The following is a 21725-nucleotide window of genomic DNA, read 5'->3' as shown; positions in this document are numbered from 1 at the left end:
CTCAGCGGTTATGCCGCCGCCAGGTTAGCCGGGGCGTCCTGCATCTCGTCGAGCCGCTGCCGCAGATCTTGCTCTTGACCACTGATGCACTGCGCGTACGTGGCGAACAACATGGCAACACTGGTGCCGGCCCACTCGGCCACCTGAGCAGGCGGGATGCCGTTGTTGAGCCACATCGTCAGCCGGGTATGTCGAAGGTCGTACACGCGTCGTCCAGTCGGTGACGCGCATACATGCGGTGGCAAGATCGCGCTACGGGCGCGGTCCCACATGCGGCGGTAGACGGAACCCGCGAGAACTCCGCCGTGCTCTCCGGGGAAGAACCGGTCGTCGGGGAGCAGGACCGCCTCCTGAATACGCGCCCGCAAAATACGGGCAAGCCCGGGAGGGCACGGCACGATGCGCGATTCACCCTCTGCTCTCCCCTTCAGATGCCGCTGATCGTGCCGGGTTCCGTTGTCGGTCCACGTACGCCCGATCTCGGGCTCGGCGGCGTGCACCACGATGTCGGCCCACTGCCCCTCTCCTGAAGCAGGCACGACAAGATCTGACACACGCAGCGCGACAGCCTCTTCCGGGCGCAGCCCTGTGAAGTACAACGTGGCGAAGAACGCATGCAGCCTTCGCCCGCTGCGCGGCCGATTGCGTATCCAGTCGAGCAACTGCGCCGCTTGCCGCGTATTGAGTAGACGGCGTCGATCGATCGCGCCAGCAGACTGTGGAGTGAGGTTCCGCCCCTGAGGAACCGGATCGGACAGCAGAATCCCGCGAACGATCGCATACCTCATCACCAGATGCAGAACCCGCCGATGTCGCTTCACAGATGAGGCCGCCGCTCGTCTCCCGTCCAGCAGCGTTCCCAGTACCAACAGCACGTCCTGGACGATCAGCGGATCAGTCCAGGCGTCCATGGTCGGAGTGTGTCGCCGCACCAGCCGAGAACCGCGACTACGTCATCCGGGGCATCGTCGCGGCGGCCCGTGTTGAAGGCCCAGTCACTGAGCGCCGTACGGACCCGCGGAGATGGAACGCCCGGTGGATCCCGGTCCATCAGCGCAGTGGTGACGATCATCAGCGTGCGAGCCGTGTTCTTCCGGTGGTTCGCCGACACACGCGGCCACTGGGCGTCCGTGAACTGGACGGCGAAGTCGTACCACCCGACCGAGGAAGCTCTCGGCTCATGCCGTTCCGGCAAGCCGGTCGACATGTTAAACGGCTCTCCAGCGTGCGTCGCGGTCACCAGCTCCGCTCGGAAACCGTCGGCCAGCGCGTACGTCTGGAACGTCTTGCGTTGACGCTTTCCACCCACGGACCAGCGGACCCTGTAGGACTCGCGCAGCTTCCCGGAACCCCTCTCGATCTGCCAGACCCTGACGTCAAAGGTGGTATCCATGGTCCGCACCGCGATCCGATCCCGCCCGTGGCGCCCCGCCTCGCGGAAACCCATGTCCCCGAACCGCTACGGGCTCTACCTCCATGATCCCACCACCAACCGGGCGGCAAGATCGTCCCACATGCGTCCCCCAAAACAGTTGACGATGCGTCACTGGACGATAAAAGGCCAGGTCAGGGCGGTAGAGGTACCGTTAGACTAAGTGCCTTCTAAGCGCTTGGCCGCAGGTTCGAGTCCTGCCGGGGGCGCACATAGCCTCTCACCTGCAAAAACGCGTGAGGGGCTCTTTCCTGTGCGGCTGCACATCGCTCTACAGCAAGCGCCTTCGCCGGCGTCGGGGGTTCCAGGGAGTGGGCGTGCGCTCCTACCGTGAGCGGATGACGACGATCAAGAAGTTCCAGGTCACCTTCGACTGCGGAGAACCCGAGCGCCTCGCCCGCTTCTGGTGCGAAGTGTTGGGGTATGTCGTACCGCCGCCCCCGGACGGATTCGCCACTTGGGACGACTTCAAGCAGTCGCAGCCGCCTGAGCAGCGGGACTCCTCGTTCGCCTGCGTCGACCCCTCGGGTGTCGGCCCGCGGTTGTACTTCCAGCGGGTTCCCGAAGGGAAGGCTGTGAAGAACCGGGTCCATCTGGATGTGCGGGTCGGCACGGGACTCGTGGGCCCGGAGCGGCTCGCCGCGCTGGAGGCCGAGCGTGATCGGCTGGTCCCGCTCGGGGCCGTGTACGTGCAGACGTTGTATGACGGCAATGACGCGTGCATTCCGATGTTGGACATCGAGGGCAACGAGTTCTGCATCGATTGAGGGGCCGGCTCGCCTCGAGGGGCCTCCGCGTGGTCCCCTCGGGGCGAGCTCGCCACTTCGTTACTTCCGGGGCTCGCACTGCCCCTTTCCCCGGTAGGTCAGCGCACGGGTCGCCACGAGGACGGGCAGGAGCAGGAGCATCCAGCGGGCCGTCGACCAGCCCATCAACGCTCCGGCTATCAGCACCAGTGCCACGTACGTGACGGTGAGGAGCGCCAAGTCCTTCTTCTTGCTCATGTCCCTCGCCTCTTGCCGCTTGTCCGTCTTCAGCACTTGTAGCGCTTCCAGTTCGTGATCACGCCCACGTAGCTGACCTTCCACTCCACGCACTGGTTCGCCTTCGCCGCGTCCTGCATCTGGCCCCGCAGAGAGCTCGCCTGGGCCGTCAGAGCGGCGCCACAGCCCGCCGCGGCCACCGCGTTGGGGATCTTGGCGCAGGCCATGACCGTCGCCGTGGCCGCGAAGTGGTACATCGGGGTCTTGGCCATGTCCTTCACCTCCTTCTTGCTGAAGCGGAGGTAGATGGACCAACCCAGCGAGATCTTCGGGTCGGCCACGACCGGGAACGCCGTGTCCGGTGTGACGTCCACCGTCTGCGTCAGCCTGTCGCCGTCGAGGCGGTAACTCGTCCGTACGGCCTTGCCGTTGGCGTCCTTGGCCCACGGCGCGTCGATCGCGCCCAGGACCTCCGTGTCCTCGCCGTGCGCCTTCGTGATCAGGAAGCCGTTCTCGCCGTCCTCCGTCAGGCCCGTCCCCTCGGGGAGCTTCAGGTCGAAGTCGTGCGTCGTCGGCGCCTTCGCGTCCTTGAGCGTCACCAGCGTGCGGGCCGCGCCGTCCGACGTGGGCTGTACGGCGATGTCCGTCGACGGTGCGGCGTCGGGGTAGACCACCGTGCCCGCGCCGGCCGTCACGCCCGCCGTGTCCTTCACCTCCGGAAGACCGAGGGAGACGTCGGCGTTCGGGGCGTCCAGGAGAACGTCGCCCGTCGATGTCGCGGGGGCCGATACCGTCACCTCGCCCTCGGCCGTCCGTGCGGTGCCCCGGCGGCCTCCGTCCAGCTGGGTCAGGTCCGCCGTACCGGTCGCCTTCTCCACGACCTCCGCGGCACGTGCCGCCGCCGTCGACGACGGCGCCTCGTCCGCCACGGCCGCGGGGGCCAGCGCCCCGAGGACCGCGCCCGCCGTCACCGACGCGACGAAGCCGCCCGTCATTCGTCTCGTCTTCTTCCGCGCGCCGCTCTTCGTGATGTTCATGGGTCCCTCCCGTTTTTGCGCATACGAAGGCACCCCGAGCCCTCGCAAGAGGATCCCCGCCCGGGGCGCCGCCCATACTTTTACACATGTGTAGAAGACGGAGGAGGGACTTTGGTCCCGATACAGGTTCGGCCGGTCCGGCTGTTACGCGCCGTACAACTCCTCGATCTCCGCCGCGTACGCCTCCGTCACCGCATGTCGCTTGATCTTGAGGGAGGGGGTGAGCAGGCCGTTGTCCTCCGTGAACTCGCCGCCCACTATGGCGAATCTACGGATCGACTCCGCCTTGGAGACCGCCGCGTTCGCGTAGTCCACCGCCTTCTGGACCTCCGCGATCATCTGCGGGTCCCGCGCCAGCTCCTCCAGCGGCGTGTCCTTGGGGCGCTTGCGTACGGTGAGCCAGTGGGCGACCGCCTCGGGGTCGAGGGTCACGAGCGCGGCCACGTAGGAGCGGTTGTCCCCCACGACGATGCACTGGCCGACCGGCGACCGGCTGCGCAGCCTGTCCTCCAGGACCGCGGGCGAGACGTTCTTGCCGCCGGAGGTCACGAGGATGTCCTTCTTGCGGCCGGTGATCGTGAGGTAGCCCTCGCCGTCCAGCGCCCCCAGGTCGCCCGTGGCGAACCACCCGTCGGTCAGCACGGCGTCCGTCGCGGCCGGGTTGTTCCAGTACGAGCCGAAGACGATGCCGCCCTTGATCAGCACCTCGCCGTCGTCCGCGATACGTACCGACGTGCCCGGCACGGGCAGCCCGACCGTCCCCGGGCGGGGCTTGAGCGGTGGGGTGATGGTGGCGGCGGCCGTGGTCTCGGTCAGGCCGTACCCCTCGTAGATGATGATCCCGGCGGCGTAGAAGAAGAGGTTGAGGTTGCGGTCCAGGGGTGAGCCGCCGCTGATCGCGTAGCGCAGGCGGCCGCCGACCTCCTTGCGGATGCGGCGGTAGACGAGCAGCTCGTACAGCGCCCAGCCCGCGCGCAGACCGAGGGACGGACCCGGCCCGCTCCTGTCCAGGAACTTGTTCAGGTACGCCTCGCCGAAGCGCACCGCGATCCGCTCGGCCCGGTCGAACGAAGCGGCACGCCCGATCTTCTCCGCGGTCGCCCGGCCCGTCTCGTGGATCTTCTCGAAGAGGTACGGGACGCCGACCACGAACGTCGGCCTGAACGCCCGGAGCTCCGGGCGCAGTTCGTCCGGCTTGATGCTCGGACAGTGACCGAGCTCGATGCGCGCCATCATGCAGGCGATCTGGATGCTGCGGCCCAGGATGTGGGCGAGCGGCAGGAAGAGGAGCGTGGCGGCGACCTGCCCCGTGATCTCCTTGAAGACGGGGTGGAGCAGCTCGACGGTGTTCGCCGCCTCCGCGTGCAGGTTGCCGTGCGTGAGGACGCAGCCCTTGGGGCGGCCCGTGGTGCCCGAGGTGTAGCAAAGGGTCGCGATGGAGTCCGGGGTGAGTGCGGACCTGCGTTTCGTGACCTCCTCGTCCGACAAGTGCCGTCCGAGCGAGGCGAGTTCCGCCATCGCTCCGCCGTCGATGGTGCGTACGAGCGGAGGCCCGTCCAAGGCGGCCAGGGCCTCCCCCGCCGTCTTCGCGTTCTCCGCCGTCTCGGTCATCAGGAAGCGTGCGCCCGAGTCCCGGACGATCCACTCGATCTGTTCCGCGGAGGACGTCGCGTAGATGGGGACGGTCTGGCCGCCCGCCGCCCAGATCGCGAAGTCCAGGACGGCCCACTCGTAACGCGTACGGGACATGAGCGCGACGCGGCCGCCCGGTTCCAGGCCGTCCGCGATGAGCCCCTTGGCCGTCTCCGTCACCTCGCGCGCGAAGGCCGCGGCCATGACGGGGCGCCACCGACCGGCCTGCTTGCGGCGCAGGACCACGGCGTCGGGGGCCTCGACCGCGTTGGTGAAGGGGATGTCCGCGGTACTGCCCGCGGTGGCGCGGGACACGAGGGGGGCGGTACGCGCCTCACGTACCGTGCCGTGCTCGTCCTTGACGATTTCGACCTCGCCGCGTTCCGCCAGGTCGCTGTGGCGCTGTGCCCTCTTCAGATCCTTGCGTACGCCCATGACGGCTCCCGGATTCCGGTTCCCAGCTGATGTGCAGGCGATCGGCGCGCGTACTTGCTCGTGGGTCAACTCGCCCAAGAGCGAACCGACTTATTTACTGGTGAGTCAACTTACTGGCGCGTAAGGAAAATTCAAGAGGGACGGCCCCTCAGCCTGTCGCCGGTTTCCAGGTCTCCCCTTCCAGCACCCGCCCCATCCCGACCCACACCATGTTCATCAGCCGCAGCGTCACGCCTTCCGGCGACTGGTCGGGGTGGCGGGCCATCCAGTCCGTCAGCGAGTCCGCCGCGCCCACCAGCGCGTGGGCCACGAAATCCGCGTCGTCGTCGGACAGTTGCGCCGCGGGGCCCGCCTCCGCGATGCCCGCCCGCACCAGCCCGGCCACCTCCGCCATCACCGCGACACGGGCCTCGGCGACGGCGGCCGCGATGGCCTCGCTCAGCTCCGACGCCTGGCGGTGCAGCACCACCCAGCTGTCGCGGTGCTCGGCGACGAACGCGAAGAACGCGAGCAGCCCCGCGTGCAGCCGGAGTTCGGGCGTCGCGCCCCTCGTCGTCACCGCGCCCTGGAAGGCGCCGACCAGGCGGTCCGCCTCACGTCGCAGGCAGGTGAGGAAGAGGCCTTCCTTGGAGTCCAGGTACAGATACACCATCGGCTTGGAAATGCCCGCGAGTTCGGCGATCTCGTCCACCGACGCCCCGTGATAGCCACGCTTGGCGAAGACCCGGACCGCCACATCGACGATCTGGCGCTCCCGCTCGCGGCGCGGCACCCGGCGCCTGCGCGGGGCCCGGGCGCCCTTCGGGTCCGGTGCGTCTTCGAATGTGCCGCTCACCCTTGTCAGCCTCCCTGGTGACGATTACCTTACCGTTTAGTAAGTTTACTGTGGAGTAAGGAGATTGACGTGGCCGACGACATCAGCGAGATCGCCGAACTCGACTTCGCCGACGTCACGCCCGAGGAATTCGCGCGGATCGTGAAAGGGCTCTCCAGAAAGCAGTTCACCGAGCTCGCCGAGGACGGCACGCTGCGCGGACGCGTCCTCCAGGAGGTCTTCGGGCGGATGGAACGACAGTTCAAGCCCGAGGCCGCGGCCTCCGTGACCGCGCTCATCCGCTGGAAGATCACCGGCAGTGGCGGCAACGAAGACGTGGTGTACGAGACGGACATCGCCGACGGCACGTGTGCCGTGCGCGAGGGACAGTCGGAGTCGAAGCCGCGGGTCACGCTGATCCTCGCCGACGCCGAGTTCCTCAAGCTCGTCTCCGGAAACGTGGGTCCCGTCGCGCTGTTCATGATGCGCAAGGTACGGGTGGTGGGTGATGTGGCGCTGGCCGCGGGGCTCACGCGGTACTTCGACATTCCCAAGGTCTGACACCCCCTCGGGCGACCGCGGGTCGGGGCCAGGCCCGGGATCGGACTCGGACTCGGACTCGGGCCCGGGGATTCTCCGGCTGCCTCAAGCCGTCGTCGGCCTGCGCCGATGTAGTGATCATGACGACGTCCGCGCACACCTCCGTCCGTGACCCCGAAGCCGTCGCCGGGCCCTCCCCGGGAGCGGGAGCAGGAGCGCCCGGCCGATGGCGGGACCACGCCCGGCTCGGGGCCTGCCTGTTGCCCGCGCTCGTCATCGGCTTCGCCGGCTTCCAGCGGCGGTGGATGTCCGACGACGGGCACATCTACGTCCGTACGGTCCGGCAGGTCCTCGCCGGCAACGGGCCCGTCTTCAACGCGGGCGAGCGCGCGGAATCGTCCACCGGCACCCTGTGGCAGTGGCTGCTGGTGGCGGGCGGGGCGGTGGGGGCCGATGTGGCGACCGTGGCGATGTACGGGGGGCTGCTGTTCACCGTCGCCGGGTTCGCGCTCGCCGGGGTCGGAGCGGCGCGGCTGCGGGGAGGCGGCAGGGGCGGGCTCCTCGTGCCCTGCGGGGCCGTGGTCCTGCTCGCGCTCCCGCCCGTCTGGGACTTCGCCACCTCCGGCCTGGAGACGGGGCTCGCCACCTGCTGGATCGCGGGCGCCTGGCTCGCGCTCGTGGCACGCCCCCGGTCGCTCGTGACCTGCGCCGTGCTCGGACTCGGGCCTCTCGTGCGGCCCGACCTGGCGCTGGTGTCGGTGGTCCTCCTGGCCGCGCAGTGGGTGACGGTACGGCCCTCGTGGCGCGGGGCGCTCGCCGGGGCGGGGGCCGCCGGGGCGCTTCCCGTGGCGTACGAGATCTTCCGCATGGGCTACTACGGGCATCTGATGCCGCTGCCCGGCGTCACGAAGGAGGCGTCGCGAAGTCTGTGGGGGCGCGGGTTCGACTACCTCTGGGACTTCACGGGGCCGTACGCGCTGTGGGCGCCGATGGTGGCGATGGTGTCGGTCGGCGCGGCTGCGTTGTACGCAGGGAGGTTCGGCGTACGACAGGTACGCGATCCCGACATCGTGCGGGACGCCGCCCCGGTCGTCACTCCCGTCCTCGCAGGCACCCCCGTCCTCGCAGGCGCCCCCGTCCTCGCCGGTGCCCTCTGCTGGCTCTACGTCATCAAGGTCGGCGGCGACTTCATGCACGGCCGGATGTTCCTGCCGGGGCTGCTCCTGATGCTGCTGCCCGTCTTCCTGGTGCCCCTCACGCGCGCGTGGGGCGTGGCCGCGTTGGTGATCGGCGTGTGGGCCGTCGCGTGCGCGGGCGTGCTTCGGGTGCCGTACGAAGGGCGGATCGGCGCGGGCGGGATCGCGGACGAGCGAGGCGTGTACGTACGCCAGAACGCCTCTCCCCACCCCCTCCACCACGACTTCGCGGGCCAGCCGGGAAACCGGGCGTACGCCGCTCTCGTACGGGAGCGGGCGCTGAGCGGCGCCCCGACCCTGCTCCTCGCCCGGACGCCCGTGGCGGGCGGTGCGCCGGGGGTGACGGGGGTCTACAACACGCTCGGGTTCAGCGGCTCCGTCGTCCCGCTCTCCGGCGCGGCCCTCGACCCCATCGGGCTCGCCTACCCTCTGGCGGCCCACTCCGAAGGCATCGTCAACGGCCGCGTGGGACACGACAAGCGGCTGCCCGACGAGTGGATCGTCGCCGAGCGCGGCGCCGCCGACGTGCCCGAAGGCCTCGACCCCGCCCGGGTCGAGGCCGCCCGCCGGGCCCTGCGCTGCGGGCCCCTCGCCGAACTGCGGGCCGCCACCCGCGCGCCCCTGACCGTCGGCCGTTTCTGGCGGAACCTGACGGGGTCCGTGGAGCGCACGTCGTTCCGTTTCCCGAGCGACCCGGTGCGGGCGGAACGGCAGGTGTGCGGGCGCTAGGGGGCCTGTGCCGGAAGTCCCGTCGTTCCGCCCGGAGGGCGGGCCCCGCAGCGTGCGGCACAGGTCCTAGTCCCCGCTCAGGCGCGCCGCCGCGTCGATCGACGACGTCAGTTCACGGATCTGCCTCGTGCGGGTCGGCAGCGCGTGGGCCCGCTCGGAGAGCTCCGCGAGGGACGGCGTGGCGGGGGCCGGCTCGGGGAGGTCCCGGGCCGCGTGGCCGCCGGGCGGGGCGGCGGCGCGCAGGCCGTCCGCGAAGTACGCCGCCACCGCGGTGACCTGGAGGCCCGCGTCCGCCTCCCGGAGTGACCCGTCGAGGTCGGCCGTCTCGATGCGGCCCGACTCCTCGTGCGGCGCGCGACTGTCAGGGTCGAGCCAGCGGACGCTCGCCGTGGCCAGATGACCGCCCGCGCCCGCCGTGGTCCGCACCGCGTACAGCGCCGTCACCGTGTGGCCGGGGCCGATCTCCCCGCCGTCCACGGAGTCGTCGCGGAAGTCGTCGTCGGCGACCTCCCGGTTGTCGTACCCGATGAGCCGGAACTGTTCGACCGTCTCCGGGTCGAAGGACACCTGCGCCTTCGCGTCGCGGGCCCGCAGCTCGATGTGGGCGGGCAGTTGCTCGCAGAACACGTCGCGCGCGTCCTCTTCGTTCGACACGTACGTCGTGTGACCGTCGCCCTTGTCGGCGAGCCGCTCCATCAGGGCGTCGCCGTAGTCGCTGCCGACGCCCACGCCGAAGAGGGTGATGCCGTGCTCGCGGCGGGCGTCGGAGATGCGGTCCAGGATGCCGTCCGCGCTGGTCTCTCCGGTGTTGGCGAGGGCGTCGGAGAGCAGGACGACGCGGTTGGTGGCGCCTTCCTTCTTGCCGCGCACCGCCGTGTCATAGCCGGTGGTGATGCCCGCTTCGAGGTTGGTGGACTCGGTGGGCTCCAAGCCCTCGACGGCCCGGTGCACGCGCATACGCCCGTCCCCGCCGTCCCCGCTGCCCCCGAGGCGCGTCATCGGCAGCACTGTCTCCGCCGTGTCGCTGAAGGTGACGAGGGCGATCGAGTCGTCGGGGCGCAGCCGGTCGGTCATGAGGCCGAGGGACTGCTTCACGAGGTCGAGGCGGCCCGGCTCCGCCATGGAGCCGGACACGTCGATGACGAAGGTGAGGGCGGCGGGCGGACGTTCGGTGTCCGCCGCTTCGCCTCGGGTGGCGAGGCCGACCCGGACCAGCGACCAGCCGTCGTCGTCCGTGCGGGCGCCGTCCACGCTCACGGAGAAGCCGTCGCCGTCGGGCCGGGGGTAGTCCTGCCGGAAGCTGTTGACGAACTCCTCGGGCCGGACCGTCGACGGATCGGGCAGGCGCCCTTCGGCGAGGGTGCGGCGCGCGAAGCCGTACGACGCGGTGTCGACGTCCAGGGCGAACGTGGACAGGTGGTCGGGCGCGAACTCCCGCTGGTCGTCGTCTCCTTGCTCGCCGGAGGGCGCGCCGGTGCCGCCGTCCGGCAGCGCGGGCGCGGGCATCGGCGCGCTGTCACGCTTCCCGCCGCTGTCACCGGTTGCCCGGTGAGCATCGCTCCCGCCGCCGCCCGAGCAGCCGGTGAGCGCGAGGCCCCCGGCCACGGCCACGGCGAGCGCCCCCTGCCGCACCTTCCCGCCCCGTCCGGGCCGCCCGGCCCGCCAGGGCCCCGCGATCCGCCCGCTCCACCGATTCCTCATCCGGTCCCCCTCGCGTCGTCCGCTCACACGACTGTGACGCCGGAGGACCTGCGAACGATCGCTCGGAACCGTTGCGGAAGAGTCTCGATGCGGCTACGGGCCCGAGAGCCCGGGTGGTGACACAGGCCCTACGACACCACGTCCTTCCGCGCGAACCCCCGGAACGCCAGCGCGAACAGCACCAGCGCGTACGACACCGAGATCGCCGAGCCCTGGATCATGCCGCCCCACTCGGCCTGCGGCTGGATCGCGTCGGCCCAGGCGAACTGCCAGTGCGCGGGGAGGAAGTCGCGCCAGTCGCCGAGCGCGGTCACCGCGTCCAGGACGTTCCCGACGATGGTCAGGCCGACCGCGCCGCCGACCGCGCCGAGCGGCGCGTCCGTCTTCGTGGACAGCCAGAACGCGAGGCCCGCGGTGACCAGTTGGGAGACGAAGATGTACGCGACGACGACGAGCAGGCGCCGGGTCGCCGTGCCCACGGGGAGCGTGCCGCCGGTCGGGATCTCCAGCGGGCCCCAGCCGTACGCCACCGCGCCGACCGCCAGCGCGACGAGCGGCAGCAGCACCATCGCGGCGGCGCTCATGCCGAGTGCGACGATCATCTTGGACCAGAGCAGCCGGGCCCGCGGCACGGGCGCGGCGAGCAGATAGCGCAGCGAGGACCAGCTCGCCTCGGAGGCCACGGTGTCGCCGCAGAACAGCGCGACGGGGATGACGAGCAGGAAGCCCGCGGAGACGAACAGGCACGTCGCGGCGAAGTTGGCCGCCGAGGACGTGGCCGTGTCCATCAGTGTCACGTCGCCGTTGCGGGAGCCCGGCGAGCCGTCCGCGACGGCGAACGCGATGACGAGCACGATCGGCAGGAGCGCCATGATGCCGCCCATGACGAGCGTGCGGCGGCGCTTCAGCTGGCGGACCGCCTCGACCCGCAGGGGCAGGGTCCGCCACGCGCGGTAGCCGGGCGCGGTCGGGCGCTCCAGGGTGGCGCTCATGCGGTGGTGCCTCCGATCAGGGTGAGGAACGCGTCTTCGAGGCGGCGGTGCGGGCCCATGGACTCCACCGGCACGCCGAGGCGGACCAGTTCGGGCAGCAGGCGTACGGCGCTCGCGTGCTCCGTGCCGTCGAGCCGCACCAGGAGGCCGTCGTCCGCGCGGACCGCGGACGCGACGCCGGGAAGCGCGGCGACCTTCTCCACCAGCGGGTCGGGGATGTCCTCCGCGAGTCCCACGAGGAGCGTGTCTCCGGAGCCCACGATCTCGGCGACGGGGCCCGCCTGGACGAGTCGGCCGCGGTCCATGACGACCAGGTGCGTGCAGGACTGCTCGACCTCGGCGAGGAGGTGGCTGGAGACGATGACCGTGCGGCCGCCGCGCGCGTACCGGATCATGACCTCGCGCATCTCGCGGATCTGGGGCGGGTCGAGGCCGTTGGTCGGTTCGTCGAGGATCAGCAGGTCCGGCAGGCCGAGCATGGCCTGGGCGATGGCGAGGCGCTGCCGCATGCCCTGGGAGTACGTCCGCACGGCGCGGGCGATGGGGTCTCCCCTGTTCGAGCGGAGCCGAGAACTCGGGGAAGCGTCGCCGAGGCCCGCGATCTCCAGGGCCTCGTCCAGGTGGGCGTCCTCGGCGGGGCGGCCGGTCGCCTTCCAGTACAGCTCCAGGTTCTCCAGGCCGGAGAGGTGCGGCAGGAAGCCCGCTCCCTCGACGAACGCGCCGACGCGGGAGAGGACGGGCGCGCCGGGCCTGATGGCCTGCCCGAAGACGCGGATCTCGCCCGCGTCGGGGCGGATGAGGCCCATGAGCATGCGCAGCGTCGTCGTCTTGCCCGCGCCGTTCGGTCCCAGGAGACCGAGTACCTGGCCCTTCTCGACGGTGAAGGAGACGTCACGGACGGCGTACCGGTCGCTGGACTTGGCGTAGCGCTTGCTCAAGTCGGTGATCTGGAGCGGCACTTCGGCCAGTGCCGGGTCGGGGGCGGGCGCGGTGGTGCGCCTGCGTGCGGTGCCGAGCAGACCGAGGGCGAGCACGGCGCCGGCGGCGGGCAGCCACCACACCCAGGCGGGCAGCGGCGCGGCCGCGGTGTCCACGCCGGGCGCGGTCGGCACCTGTAGGTCGCCCTTCAGCGAGACGGTGTACTTGGCGGGCTTGTACGGCGACGCGTAGCCGAAGTCGGTCGAGGAGAGGGCGAGGCGCAGGTGGTGTCCCTTCTGCACCTTGTGATCGACGGCGGGCAGCCGCAGTTCGACGTCCTTGCCCTGCCGTGCGTCGGTCACGCGGACCGGCGAGACGAGCTGTGAGGGCAGGACCTGCTGCTTGCCGTCAGGGCTGACGTCGTACACCTTCGCGAAGAGCACCGCGTCGTCGCCGGAGGACTTCACGCGGGCGCGGACGGTGGGCGAGCCGGTGATGCGGAGGTCGTCGCGGACCGGTGCCGAGTCGAACTTGGCGAACTGTCCGGGGAAGTCCACGGAGATGCCGACGCCGAGTGAGGCGAACTGGGAGAGGCGGCTGCCGCCGACGCCGGGGAGTCCGGAGATGGCGGGCGGGCTGGCGCCGGCCGGGTTGTCGAAGGTCTGCTCGCGGCCGCGCAGCGGTATTGCGCGCGTGCCGCTCTCCAGGCCCGGGTACGCCTCCGCGCTCGCGCCGCGCTTGCGGGCGGCGCCGTCGGTTGAGTCGACTCCTCCGGTGCGGGTGACACGGAACGCGGGGCCCGTGTCGGTGTTCTTGTCGTTCTTCAGGTAGCGGTCGAAGCAGTCGTTGACGCGGCCCTCGACGCGGCCCTGCTCGCGGTCGCCGCCATCGTGGCCGCCCGCGATCCAGTCGACGGAGACGGGTGCGCCGTTCTTGCGGACCGCCTTGGCGATGGCGTCGCCCTGGCCGAGCGGGAAGAGGGAGTCGGTCTGCCCCTGGGCGAGGAACGTCGGCACCTTGATGCGGTCGCCGACGGCGGCCGGGCTGCGGTCGGCGAGCAGCTTGCGTGCCTCCGCGTCGGGCTTGCCGGCCTCGGCGACCCGCTCGTACATGGCGCACAGTTGCTTCTCGAACTTCTCGCAGCCGCCACCGGTGTTGATGAAGAGGCCGGCCCACAGCTTCTTGAAGACGCCGTCGGGGAACAGGGCGTCCGCGAGGTTCCAGTACGTGATCTGGGGGGCGACCGCGTCCACCCGCCGGTCGTACCCGGCGGTGAGAAGGGAGACCGCTCCCGCGTACGAGGCGCCGGTCATGCCCACGCGCGGGTCGCCGTCCTTGTCGAGCCGCACCTCGGGTCGGGTCGCCAGCCAGTCGATGAGCTTGCGGGCGTCGGCCACCTCGCCCTTGGGGTCGTTGAGTCCGATCTTGCCGGTGGACTTCCCGAAGCCGCGCGCGGACCAGGTCAGGACCGCGTACCCGTCCTGGGCCAGGTCTTCGGCCTGCTCGCGCACGTCCGCCTTGCTGCCGCCGAAGCCGTGCCCGATGAGGATCGCGGGGCGTTTGGTGTCCGGGTCGCCCGCCGTGAAGTACGAGGTGTCGATCCGCGCGCCACCGGTGTCCATCACGCGGTCCGTGCGCCGCACGGCAGCCCCGTCGTCCGCCGACCCCTCCGAGGCGACCGCCGACCACGTGCCCACACCGGCGAGCACCGCGACGGCGGCCGCGGCGGCGATCAGCCTGCGCGGACCGCGTGGCACGGACATCCTTGGCCTGGGCAGTCGTAGATCCATGCCGTCAACCGTACGGGCGACCGCCGACAACCGGGGCAGCCGCCGGTCTGAACCCGGGTGCCTCCCCGGGGAGTAGGCTCCGCGCCCGCCTACCGCGGTCGTCGTAGCCGGCCGGTGTCAGGACCCCTCCGGCACGCTCACCAGCCACCGCGTCTCGCGCCGCGGCCGCAGGTACAGCGCCCAGTACAGGGTCGCCGCGACCACGATGCCTCCCGTCCAGCCGAGGTAGGGCAGTTCCTGTTGGCTGAGTACGTAGCCGAGTACCGCGATCAGGACCACCGGTACCGCGGGCCACAGCGGCATCCGCCAGGCGTGACCGGTGCCGTGGGAGCCGCGGCGGCCCAGCAGGGCGGCGACCGCCACCAGCAGGTACATGCCGGTCACGGAGACGCCGGTGACGCCGTACAGGGTGTCCAGGTTGACGAAGCACAGGAGGGCGCCGGGGACGCCGACGAGGAGCGTGGCCGCCCAGGGGGCGCCGGACGCGCCGAGCTTGGAGAGGGCCTTGTTGACCGGGGTGGGCCAGGCCTTGTCGCGGGCGGAGGCGAACAGGACGCGGGAGTTCTGGATGACCATGACGATGCCCGCGTTGATGATCGCGAGGGCCACGCAGAGGCTGACGAACGTCCCGACCGCGGAGTTCGACCAGGCCGTCACCATGGCGCTGATGTCGCCCTCCGTGAGGGCGGTCAGGCTCTCGGCGCCCATGGTGATCGCGACGACCGGCACCAGGATGATCACGGAGGAGATGGCGAGGGTGGCGAGGACGGTCCGCGCGACATTGCGGCGCGGGTTCTCCATCTCCTCGGAGAGGTAGACCGCCGTGGAGAAGCCCTGCGTGACGAAGAGGGCGATGGCGAGGCCGGAGACGATCAGCATCGCGGTGACCGTGTCGACGCCGCCGGGACCGGAACCGGGGCCGGACGCCACCGTGAGGTCCACCAGGCTGCCGGGGCCGCGCTCGGCGTGTGCGAAGCCGAGGACGGCCACGACGCCGGCCGCCACGACTTCGAGGACCAGGAAGATGCCGGTGATCCACGCGTTGGCCCGCAGGTCGAGGAGGCCGGCGAGGGTGGCGCAGATCATGACGCCGGCGCCCGCGTAGGACGGGTCGAGGTGCATGACCGGCGCCAGGTAGTCGGCCGTGCCCATGGCGATCACGGGCGGCACGATCATCACGACCAGCAGGGAGAGCACGAAGACGAGCCAGCCGGCCAGGCGCCCCGCCATCGTCGAGACCATCGCGTACTCGCCGCCCGCGCTGGGGATGAGCGTGCCGAGCTCCGAGTAGCAGAACGCGACGCCCACGCAGAGCAGCGAGCCGATCGCGATGGTGAGCGCGGTGGCCGTGCCGAGGGAGGAGAAGAGGTCGGGGACGACGACGAAGAGCGTGGAGGCGGGCGTCACGCACGACAGCGTGAGGAGGGTGCCGCCGACGACGCCGATGGAGCGCTTGAGCTTCTGGGGGTCGCCCGGTACGGCTGTCACCGAGGGCGTCTGTGAGGGTGCCTCGGTGGGGGCGGACTGGAGCGGGCGAAGCGTATCGGTCATGAAGCGCGGTCCGATCGAGTCGTGCGGCAAGAGGTGCGGCGGGAGCGCTATCGCCTCCGAAGGCAGTTGAGCTGCGTCTTTCTGTGGCTCCCGGCGCGTCATCGAACCCCGGGGGCAACCGGAACGTCAACGGTCATTCACCTACGGAATCCGCAGCCCCGCCGCCCCTCAAGTCGCCTCGCTTTCCCAAGAGTTTGCCCTCGCGGGCCGTAATGAACATGCCGCTGCCGAATATGACCTTCGTATTGCAGGCACATGAACGCGTCGGGTTTAGCTGCCCGGATTGCACCCTGTGCACGGGAACCGCAAGGGCGGCGCCAAAAAAGAATCAGGGCCGTCCGAATTCCGGACGGCCCTGCTCCACGGTCGGTCACGACCCCACTGCGCTCAGTCCCGCCGCCCCCCGTACGTCGGGTCCAGGCGGTACGAAGGATCGAGGTCGCGGATCTCCACCGAGCACGTCGCGCCCTCGACCCCGGACAGGTGCTTGCCGAGCAGCGCGAGGACGTCGTCCGAGAGCGCCACCTTCACGCCCCGCGTACGCCCCGCCAGCAACCCCACGGTGACGTGCACGAAGGCGGCCCCGGGCCTGCCGTCGACGAACGCCGCCGAGGGCCGGCAGAACGTCTTGCCGACGCCGACCGAGTCCACCCGCTCCACGACCAGGGGATGCAGCTCCGCCACGAGGGCGGGCAGATCCAGGGTGCCGGACAGGGTGTCGGCGTAGTCGATGTCGATGTGCGGCATGGCTCACGGCCTTTCATGTAGTGCACACACATCGTAGAACGGTGAACCAACACGGTGAACCAACGGCGAAGCCCCCGGCCTGGGCCGGGGGCTCGTGAGCCGGGGGGGGCGGCGGCTCAGTGGTTGCGCGGGAACCCGAGGTCCACGCCGGCCGGCGCGTCCGAGGGGTCGGGCCAGCGCGTGGTCACGACCTTGCCGCGGGTGTAGAAGTGCGTGCCGTCGTTGCCGTAGATGTGGTGGTCGCCGAAGAGCGAGTCCTTCCAGCCGCCGAAGGAGTGGTAGCCCACCGGCACCGGGATCGGCACGTTCACGCCCACCATGCCCGCCTCGATCTCCAGCTGGAAGCGGCGGGCCGCGCCGCCGTCCCGGGTGAAGATCGCGGTGCCGTTGCCGAACGGCGAGGCGTTCATGAGGGCCACGCCCTCGTCGTACGTGTCGACGCGCAGCACGCACAGGACCGGGCCGAAGATCTCGTCCTGGTAGGCCTTGGCGGTCGTCGGGACGCGGTCGAGCAGCGAGAGTCCGATCCAGTGGCCGTCCTCGTAACCCTCGACCGTGTGGCCGGTGCCGTCGAGGACGACCTCGCAGCCCTCGGCCGCCGCTCCCGTCACGTACGAGGCGACCTTGTCGCGGTGGGCGGCCGTGATCAGCGGGCCCATCTCCGACGTCGGGTCGTTGCCGGGGCCGATCTTGATCTTCTCGGCGCGCTCCTTGATCTTCGCGACGAGCTCGTCGCCGATCGAACCGACCGCGACGACCGCGGAGATGGCCATGCAGCGCTCGCCGGCCGAGCCGTAGGCCGCGGAGACCGCGGCGTCGGCGGCCGCGTCCAGGTCGGCGTCCGGCAGGACCAGCATGTGGTTCTTGGCACCGCCGAGGGCCTGCACGCGCTTGCCGTTGGCGGAGGCGGTGGCGTGGATGTGGCGGGCGATCGGGGTGGAGCCGACGAAGGAGACGGCCGCCACGTCCGGGTGCTCCAGGAGGCGGTCCACGGCCACCTTGTCGCCGTGCACGACGTTGAAGACGCCGTCCGGCAGACCCGCCTCGCTCAGCAGCTCGGCGATCTTCATCGAGGCGGACGGGTCCTTCTCGCTCGGCTTGAGCACGAAGGTGTTGCCGCACGCGATGGCCAGCGGGAACATCCACATCGGCACCATGGCGGGGAAGTTGAACGGCGTGATGCCGGCGACGACGCCCAGCGGCTGGCGGATCGAGGAGACGTCCACGCGGGACGCCACCTCCGTCGACAGCTCGCCCTTCAGCTGCACCGTGATGCCGCACGCCAGGTCGACGATCTCCAGGCCGCGGGCGACCTCGCCGAGCGCGTCCGAGTGCACCTTGCCGTGCTCGGCGACGATCAGCTCGGCGATCGCGTCGCGGTTGGCGTCGAGCAGCGCGCGGAACTTGAAGAGGATCGCGGTGCGCCTGGCGAGCGAGGAGGTGCCCCAGGTCGCGAAGGCCTCACGGGCGGCGGCGACGGCCGCGTCCACCTCGTCGACGCTCGCGAAGGCGACCCGCGTCGTGACGGCGCCGGTCGCCGGATCGGTCACCGAACCGTACGTGCCGGACGCACCCGCAGCCTGTTCGACGGACTTTCCACCGATCCAGTGGTTGACGGTCTTCGTCATGACAAGCATCCCTCTTCTCACAGGTGGCGGCGTCGGGCAGTGACGTGCCGGTCGTACTCTTCCCTGGCCTTGACCGCGGACACCCGGGTCGCCGTCTCGGCCACGGGCACATCCCACCACGCCTGTGCCGGGGGCGGGCCCGACACTGTGTCTGCCGTTTCCGTCTCCACATAGACACATGTGGGACGGTCTGCGTCGCGCGCCTCGCGCAGCGCCGCGCGCAGCTCGCGGACGCTCCCGGCGCGCAGCACCCGCATGCCGAGCGAGGCCGCGTTCGCGGCGAGATCGACGGGCAGTGGGCTTTCGGTGTACGACCCGTCGGCCGCCCGGAAGCGGTACGCGGTGCCGAACCGCTCGCCGCCCACGGACTCGGAGAGGCCGCCGATGGAGGCGTAGCCGTGGTTCTGGAGGATGACGGCCTTGATGGGCAGGTTCTCCTGGACGGCGGTGACGAGCTCCGTCGGGTTCATCAGGTACGTGCCGTCACCGACCAGCGCCCACACGGGCCGTTCCGGCGCGGCCAGCGCGACGCCGATGGACGCGGGGATCTCGTATCCCATGCAGGAGTAGCCGTACTCGACGTGGTACTGCCGCGGCGACCGCGCCCGCCACAGTTTGTGCAGGTCGCCGGGGAGCGATCCGGCGGCGTTGATGATCACGTCGTCGTCCGTCACCACCTCGTCGAGGACGCCGAGGACCTGGGCCTGCGTCGGGCGCGTGTCCGGCTCGTCCGACTGGAACGCGGCGGTGACGCGCCGCTCCCAGCGCTCCTTCCCGTCCCCGTACCCGACGACGTACGCGGGATCGACGCGGTGGCCGCGCAGCGCTTCCGTGAGCGCTTCGAGCCCGGCGCGCGCGTCGGCGATCAGGGTGGCGCCCGCCATTTTGTGGCCGTCGAAGGGGGCGATGTTGAGGTTGAGGAAGCGCACGTCCGCCGCTTCGAAGAGGGTGCAGGACGCGGTGGTGAAGTCGCTGTAGCGGGTGCCGACGCCGATCACGAGGTCGGCGGTGCGGGCCAGTTCGTCGGCGGTGGCCGTGCCGGTGTGCCCGATGCCGCCGACGTCCGCCGGGTGGTCGTGGCGCAGCGAGCCCTTGCCCGCCTGGGTGGAGGCGACGGGGATGCCGGTCGCGTCCACGAACTCCCGCAGCGCGTCCTCGGCGGCGCTGTGGTGGACGCCGCCGCCCGCGACGATCAGGGGGCGCCGGGCCGCGCGCACGGCGGCCGCGGCGGCGGCCAGTTCGCGCGGGTCGGGGGCGGGCCTGCGTACGGTCCACGTCCGCTCGGCGAAGAACTCCTCCGGCCAGTCGTACGCCTCCGCCTGCACGTCCTGGGGCAGGGCGAGCGTGACGGCGCCGGTCTCCACGGGGTCGGTGAGGACGCGCATCGCGGCGAGCGCGGCGGCGATCAGCGCCTCGGGGCGGGTCACGCGGTCGAAGTACCTCGACACCGGGCGCAGGCAGTCGTTGACCGACACGTCTCCGGCGTAGGGGACTTCGAGCTGCTGGAGGACGGGGTCGGCGGGCCGGGCCGCGAAGACGTCGCCGGGCAGCAGGAGGACGGGCAGCCGGTTGACGGTGGCGAGCGCGGCGCCGGTGACGAGGTTGGTGGCGCCGGGGCCGATGGAGGTGGTGACGGCGTGGGTGGAGAGGCGGCCGCGCTGCCGGGCGTACCCGACGGCGGCGTGCACCATGGCCTGTTCGTTGCGCCCCTGGTGGAACGGCATCTCGTCGGCGTACTCCACGAGGGCCTGCCCGACCCCGGCCACGTTGCCGTGTCCGAAGATGCCCCAGGTCGCGCCGATGAGCCGCTGCCGCGCGCCGTCCCGCTCGGTGTACTGCCGCGCCAGGAAACGGACAAGGGCCTGGGCCGTGGTGAGCCGGATCATCGGTATCCCTCCGTGTGGTCCGGGAGGAAGCAGATCCGCCACTCCCTCTCCTCGCCCGGTCCCGCCATCACGTTCAGGTAGTACATGGCGTGGCCGGGCTGGGCGACGGACGGGCCGTGCCAGCCGTCGGGCACAAGGACGGCGTCCCCCGTACGGACCTCGGCGAGGACGTCGGTGCCGCCCTCCCTGGACGGGAAGACCCGCTGGTACCCGAAGCCCTCGCGATCGCCGTGCGCCTCGATCTCGAAGTAGTAGATCTCCTCCAGCTCCGCCTCGACGCCCGGCCGGTGCTCGTCGTGCTTGTGCGGCGGGTACGAGGACCAGTTGCCGCCGGGCGTGATGACCTCGACGGCGATGAGCCGGTCGCAGTCGAAGGCGTCCGCGGACGCGAAGTTGCGCACCTCGCGTGCGCAGCCGCCGCTGCCGCGGTTCTCGACTGGTACCTCCGGCGCGGAGCCGTAGCGGGCGGGGAGTCGACGCTCGCACTTCGCTCCTGCCAGGGCGAAGCGGCCTCCCGCGCCGGAGGCGATCTGGATCCGGGCGTCGCGCGGCACGTAAGCGAAGTCGGAGACTCCGCTGAACACGCTCTCGCGGCCCAGCAGTTCGATGATCCCGTCTGCTGTCTGCACCGTACAGCCGCCGGTCAGCGGGAGCACGATCCATTCACTCTCTCCGGTGGTGAAGGAGTGCGTCCCGCCCGGTTCGAGCTCGACGACGCGCAGCTGCGCGTAGCTCCAACCGGCCCGTTTCGGATCGATGGCGAGGGCGTACGGGCCGTCGGCCGCACTCCCTTTCGGTACGTACGTCATGGGGGCCTCCCGGGCCTGATCCGCCTCGCCTACAACAGTCCCACGGCGGTGTCGACCGCCCCCGCCACGTCCCCGTCGGGCGGGTACAGCAGCGCCCTGCCCACGACGAGCCCCTGCACGGTGGGCAGTTGCAGGGCGCCGCGCCACTTCTCGTACGCCGCCTCCTGATCGCCGCCCGTGTCGCCGCCCAGCAGGACGGCGGGGAGCGTCGAGGTCTCCATGACGCGGGCCATGTCGTCGGGGTTCTCGGTGACGGGGACCTTCAGCCAGGTGTACGCGGAGGTGCCGGCGAGTCCGGAGGCGATGGCGATGGAACGGGTGACGGCGTCGGCGCCCAGGTCGTTGCGGGGCGGTCCTGTGCCGTCGCGCGCGGTCAGGAACGGCTCGACGAAGACGGGCAGCCCGCGCTCGGCCATGGCGTCGACGACGCGGGCGGCGGAGTGCAGGGTCCGCAGCGAGCCCGGGTCTGCGTAGTCGACGCGCAGCAGCAGCTTGCCCGCGTCGAAGCCGAGCCGCTCGATGTCCTCGGGCCGGTACCCGGTGAACCGGTCGTCCAGTTCGAAGGAGGCACCGGCGAGTCCGCCGCGGTTCATGGACCCCATGACGACCTTGCCGTCGAGGGCACCGAGGAGCAGCAGGTCGTCGAGCACGTCGGCGCTGGCGAGCACGCCGTCGACCCCGGGCCGCGACAGCGCGAGACAGAGCCGTTCGAGGAGGTCGGCGCGGTTGGCCATGGCGAGCGGGTCCCGCCCCACGCCGAGGGAGCCCCGGGCGGGATGATCAGCGGCGACGATCATGAGCCGCCCGCTGTCCCCGAGCAGTTCCCGCCGCACACGCCGGGAGGCGGCTTCGGCTATGGCTTCGGGGTGCCGGGCACGGGTGCGGACGAGCTCGCCGACGTCCAC

18 protein-coding genes and 1 tRNA gene are annotated in these 21725 nt (G+C 71.0%); 4 read left to right on the top strand and 15 right to left on the bottom strand.

Going from position 1 to position 21725, the window contains the following annotated elements; genetic code table 11:
• Positions 1–8 precede the first annotated feature (8 nt).
• Both AC07DO_RS01720 and AC07DO_RS01715 read right to left on the bottom strand, forming a co-directional pair.
• Positions 9–911: a tyrosine-type recombinase/integrase gene (locus AC07DO_RS01720; protein WP_479056295.1), complete on the bottom strand. Its 903-nt coding sequence runs from the start codon at positions 909–911 to the stop codon at positions 9–11.
• The gene (locus AC07DO_RS01715) at positions 887–1447 is read right to left on the bottom strand and encodes a hypothetical protein (RefSeq protein WP_479056294.1); all 561 of its coding nucleotides are present in this window, start codon (positions 1445–1447) and stop codon (positions 887–889) included. The genes AC07DO_RS01720 and AC07DO_RS01715 overlap by 25 nt, the downstream gene beginning before the upstream one ends.
• Before the next feature lie 113 nt (positions 1448–1560).
• Between AC07DO_RS01715 and AC07DO_RS01710 the strand changes: the two genes are divergently transcribed.
• Both AC07DO_RS01710 and AC07DO_RS01705 read left to right on the top strand, forming a co-directional pair.
• Positions 1561–1641: transfer RNA gene (locus AC07DO_RS01710), tRNA-Arg, on the top strand.
• 129 nt (positions 1642–1770) lie between these two features.
• Positions 1771–2199: a VOC family protein gene (locus AC07DO_RS01705; RefSeq protein ID WP_479057493.1), complete on the top strand. Its 429-nt coding sequence runs from the start codon at positions 1771–1773 to the stop codon at positions 2197–2199.
• Between the two features lie 60 nt (positions 2200–2259).
• Here AC07DO_RS01705 and AC07DO_RS01700 read toward each other — a convergent pair whose 3' ends face one another.
• The 4 genes from AC07DO_RS01700 to AC07DO_RS01685 form a co-directional block, all read right to left on the bottom strand.
• Positions 2260–2436, bottom strand: coding sequence for a hypothetical protein (locus AC07DO_RS01700; protein WP_479056293.1), 177 nt, complete (start codon positions 2434–2436; stop codon positions 2260–2262).
• A 29-nt stretch (positions 2437–2465) separates the two neighbouring features.
• Positions 2466–3452 (bottom strand): hypothetical protein, encoded by a 987-nt coding sequence (locus AC07DO_RS01695; protein ID WP_479056292.1) that lies wholly within the window; start codon positions 3450–3452, stop codon positions 2466–2468.
• A gap of 144 nt (positions 3453–3596) precedes the next feature.
• Complete coding sequence (locus AC07DO_RS01690) at positions 3597–5519, bottom strand: AMP-dependent synthetase/ligase (RefSeq protein ID WP_479056291.1); 1923 nt, start codon at positions 5517–5519, stop codon at positions 3597–3599.
• A 148-nt stretch (positions 5520–5667) separates the two neighbouring features.
• Positions 5668–6354: a TetR/AcrR family transcriptional regulator gene (locus AC07DO_RS01685; RefSeq protein ID WP_479056290.1), complete on the bottom strand. Its 687-nt coding sequence runs from the start codon at positions 6352–6354 to the stop codon at positions 5668–5670.
• Between the two features lie 69 nt (positions 6355–6423).
• Here AC07DO_RS01685 and AC07DO_RS01680 point away from each other — a divergent pair, with 69 nt between their 5' ends.
• Positions 6424–6894 (top strand): SCP2 sterol-binding domain-containing protein, encoded by a 471-nt coding sequence (locus AC07DO_RS01680; RefSeq protein ID WP_479056289.1) that lies wholly within the window; start codon positions 6424–6426, stop codon positions 6892–6894.
• A 119-nt stretch (positions 6895–7013) separates the two neighbouring features.
• Positions 7014–8798 (top strand): arabinofuranosyltransferase AftB family protein, encoded by a 1785-nt coding sequence (locus AC07DO_RS01675; protein WP_479056288.1) that lies wholly within the window; start codon positions 7014–7016, stop codon positions 8796–8798.
• A 66-nt stretch (positions 8799–8864) separates the two neighbouring features.
• On the opposite strand, the gene AC07DO_RS01670 is transcribed toward AC07DO_RS01675, so the two are convergent.
• The 9 genes from AC07DO_RS01670 to AC07DO_RS01630 form a co-directional block, all read right to left on the bottom strand.
• A complete protein-coding gene (locus tag AC07DO_RS01670; protein ID WP_479056287.1) occupies positions 8865–10499 on the bottom strand; it encodes a vWA domain-containing protein in 1635 nt (544 codons plus the stop codon).
• A 128-nt stretch (positions 10500–10627) separates the two neighbouring features.
• Positions 10628–11491: an ABC transporter permease gene (locus tag AC07DO_RS01665; protein WP_479056286.1), complete on the bottom strand. Its 864-nt coding sequence runs from the start codon at positions 11489–11491 to the stop codon at positions 10628–10630.
• Positions 11488–14199, bottom strand: a complete 2712-nt coding sequence (locus AC07DO_RS01660) for an alpha/beta fold hydrolase (RefSeq protein ID WP_479056285.1) — start codon at positions 14197–14199, stop codon at positions 11488–11490. The genes AC07DO_RS01665 and AC07DO_RS01660 overlap by 4 nt, the downstream gene beginning before the upstream one ends.
• A gap of 117 nt (positions 14200–14316) precedes the next feature.
• Complete coding sequence (locus AC07DO_RS01655; protein WP_479056283.1) at positions 14317–15750, bottom strand: APC family permease; 1434 nt, start codon at positions 15748–15750, stop codon at positions 14317–14319.
• 387 nt (positions 15751–16137) lie between these two features.
• Positions 16138–16497 carry a 5-carboxymethyl-2-hydroxymuconate Delta-isomerase gene (locus AC07DO_RS01650; RefSeq protein WP_479056279.1) on the bottom strand — a complete coding sequence of 120 codons (360 nt, stop codon included), beginning with the start codon at positions 16495–16497 and terminating at the stop codon, positions 16138–16140.
• A 116-nt stretch (positions 16498–16613) separates the two neighbouring features.
• The gene (mmsA, locus tag AC07DO_RS01645) at positions 16614–18125 is read right to left on the bottom strand and encodes a CoA-acylating methylmalonate-semialdehyde dehydrogenase (protein ID WP_479056278.1); all 1512 of its coding nucleotides are present in this window, start codon (positions 18123–18125) and stop codon (positions 16614–16616) included.
• Between the two features lie 17 nt (positions 18126–18142).
• Positions 18143–20011: a 3D-(3,5/4)-trihydroxycyclohexane-1,2-dione acylhydrolase (decyclizing) gene (iolD, locus tag AC07DO_RS01640; protein WP_479056277.1), complete on the bottom strand. Its 1869-nt coding sequence runs from the start codon at positions 20009–20011 to the stop codon at positions 18143–18145.
• Positions 20008–20820, bottom strand: a complete 813-nt coding sequence (gene iolB / locus AC07DO_RS01635; protein WP_479056275.1) for a 5-deoxy-glucuronate isomerase — start codon at positions 20818–20820, stop codon at positions 20008–20010. Before iolB ends, iolD begins: the two co-directional genes overlap by 4 nt.
• A gap of 29 nt (positions 20821–20849) precedes the next feature.
• Positions 20850–21725, bottom strand: a complete 876-nt coding sequence (locus AC07DO_RS01630; protein ID WP_479057492.1) for a Cgl0159 family (beta/alpha)8-fold protein — start codon at positions 21723–21725, stop codon at positions 20850–20852.

Source organism: Streptomyces sp. NPDC045678 (genome assembly GCF_056432085.1).
Note: the sequence above shows the minus strand (reverse complement) of the source record. Positions and strands in the feature narration are given on the sequence as shown.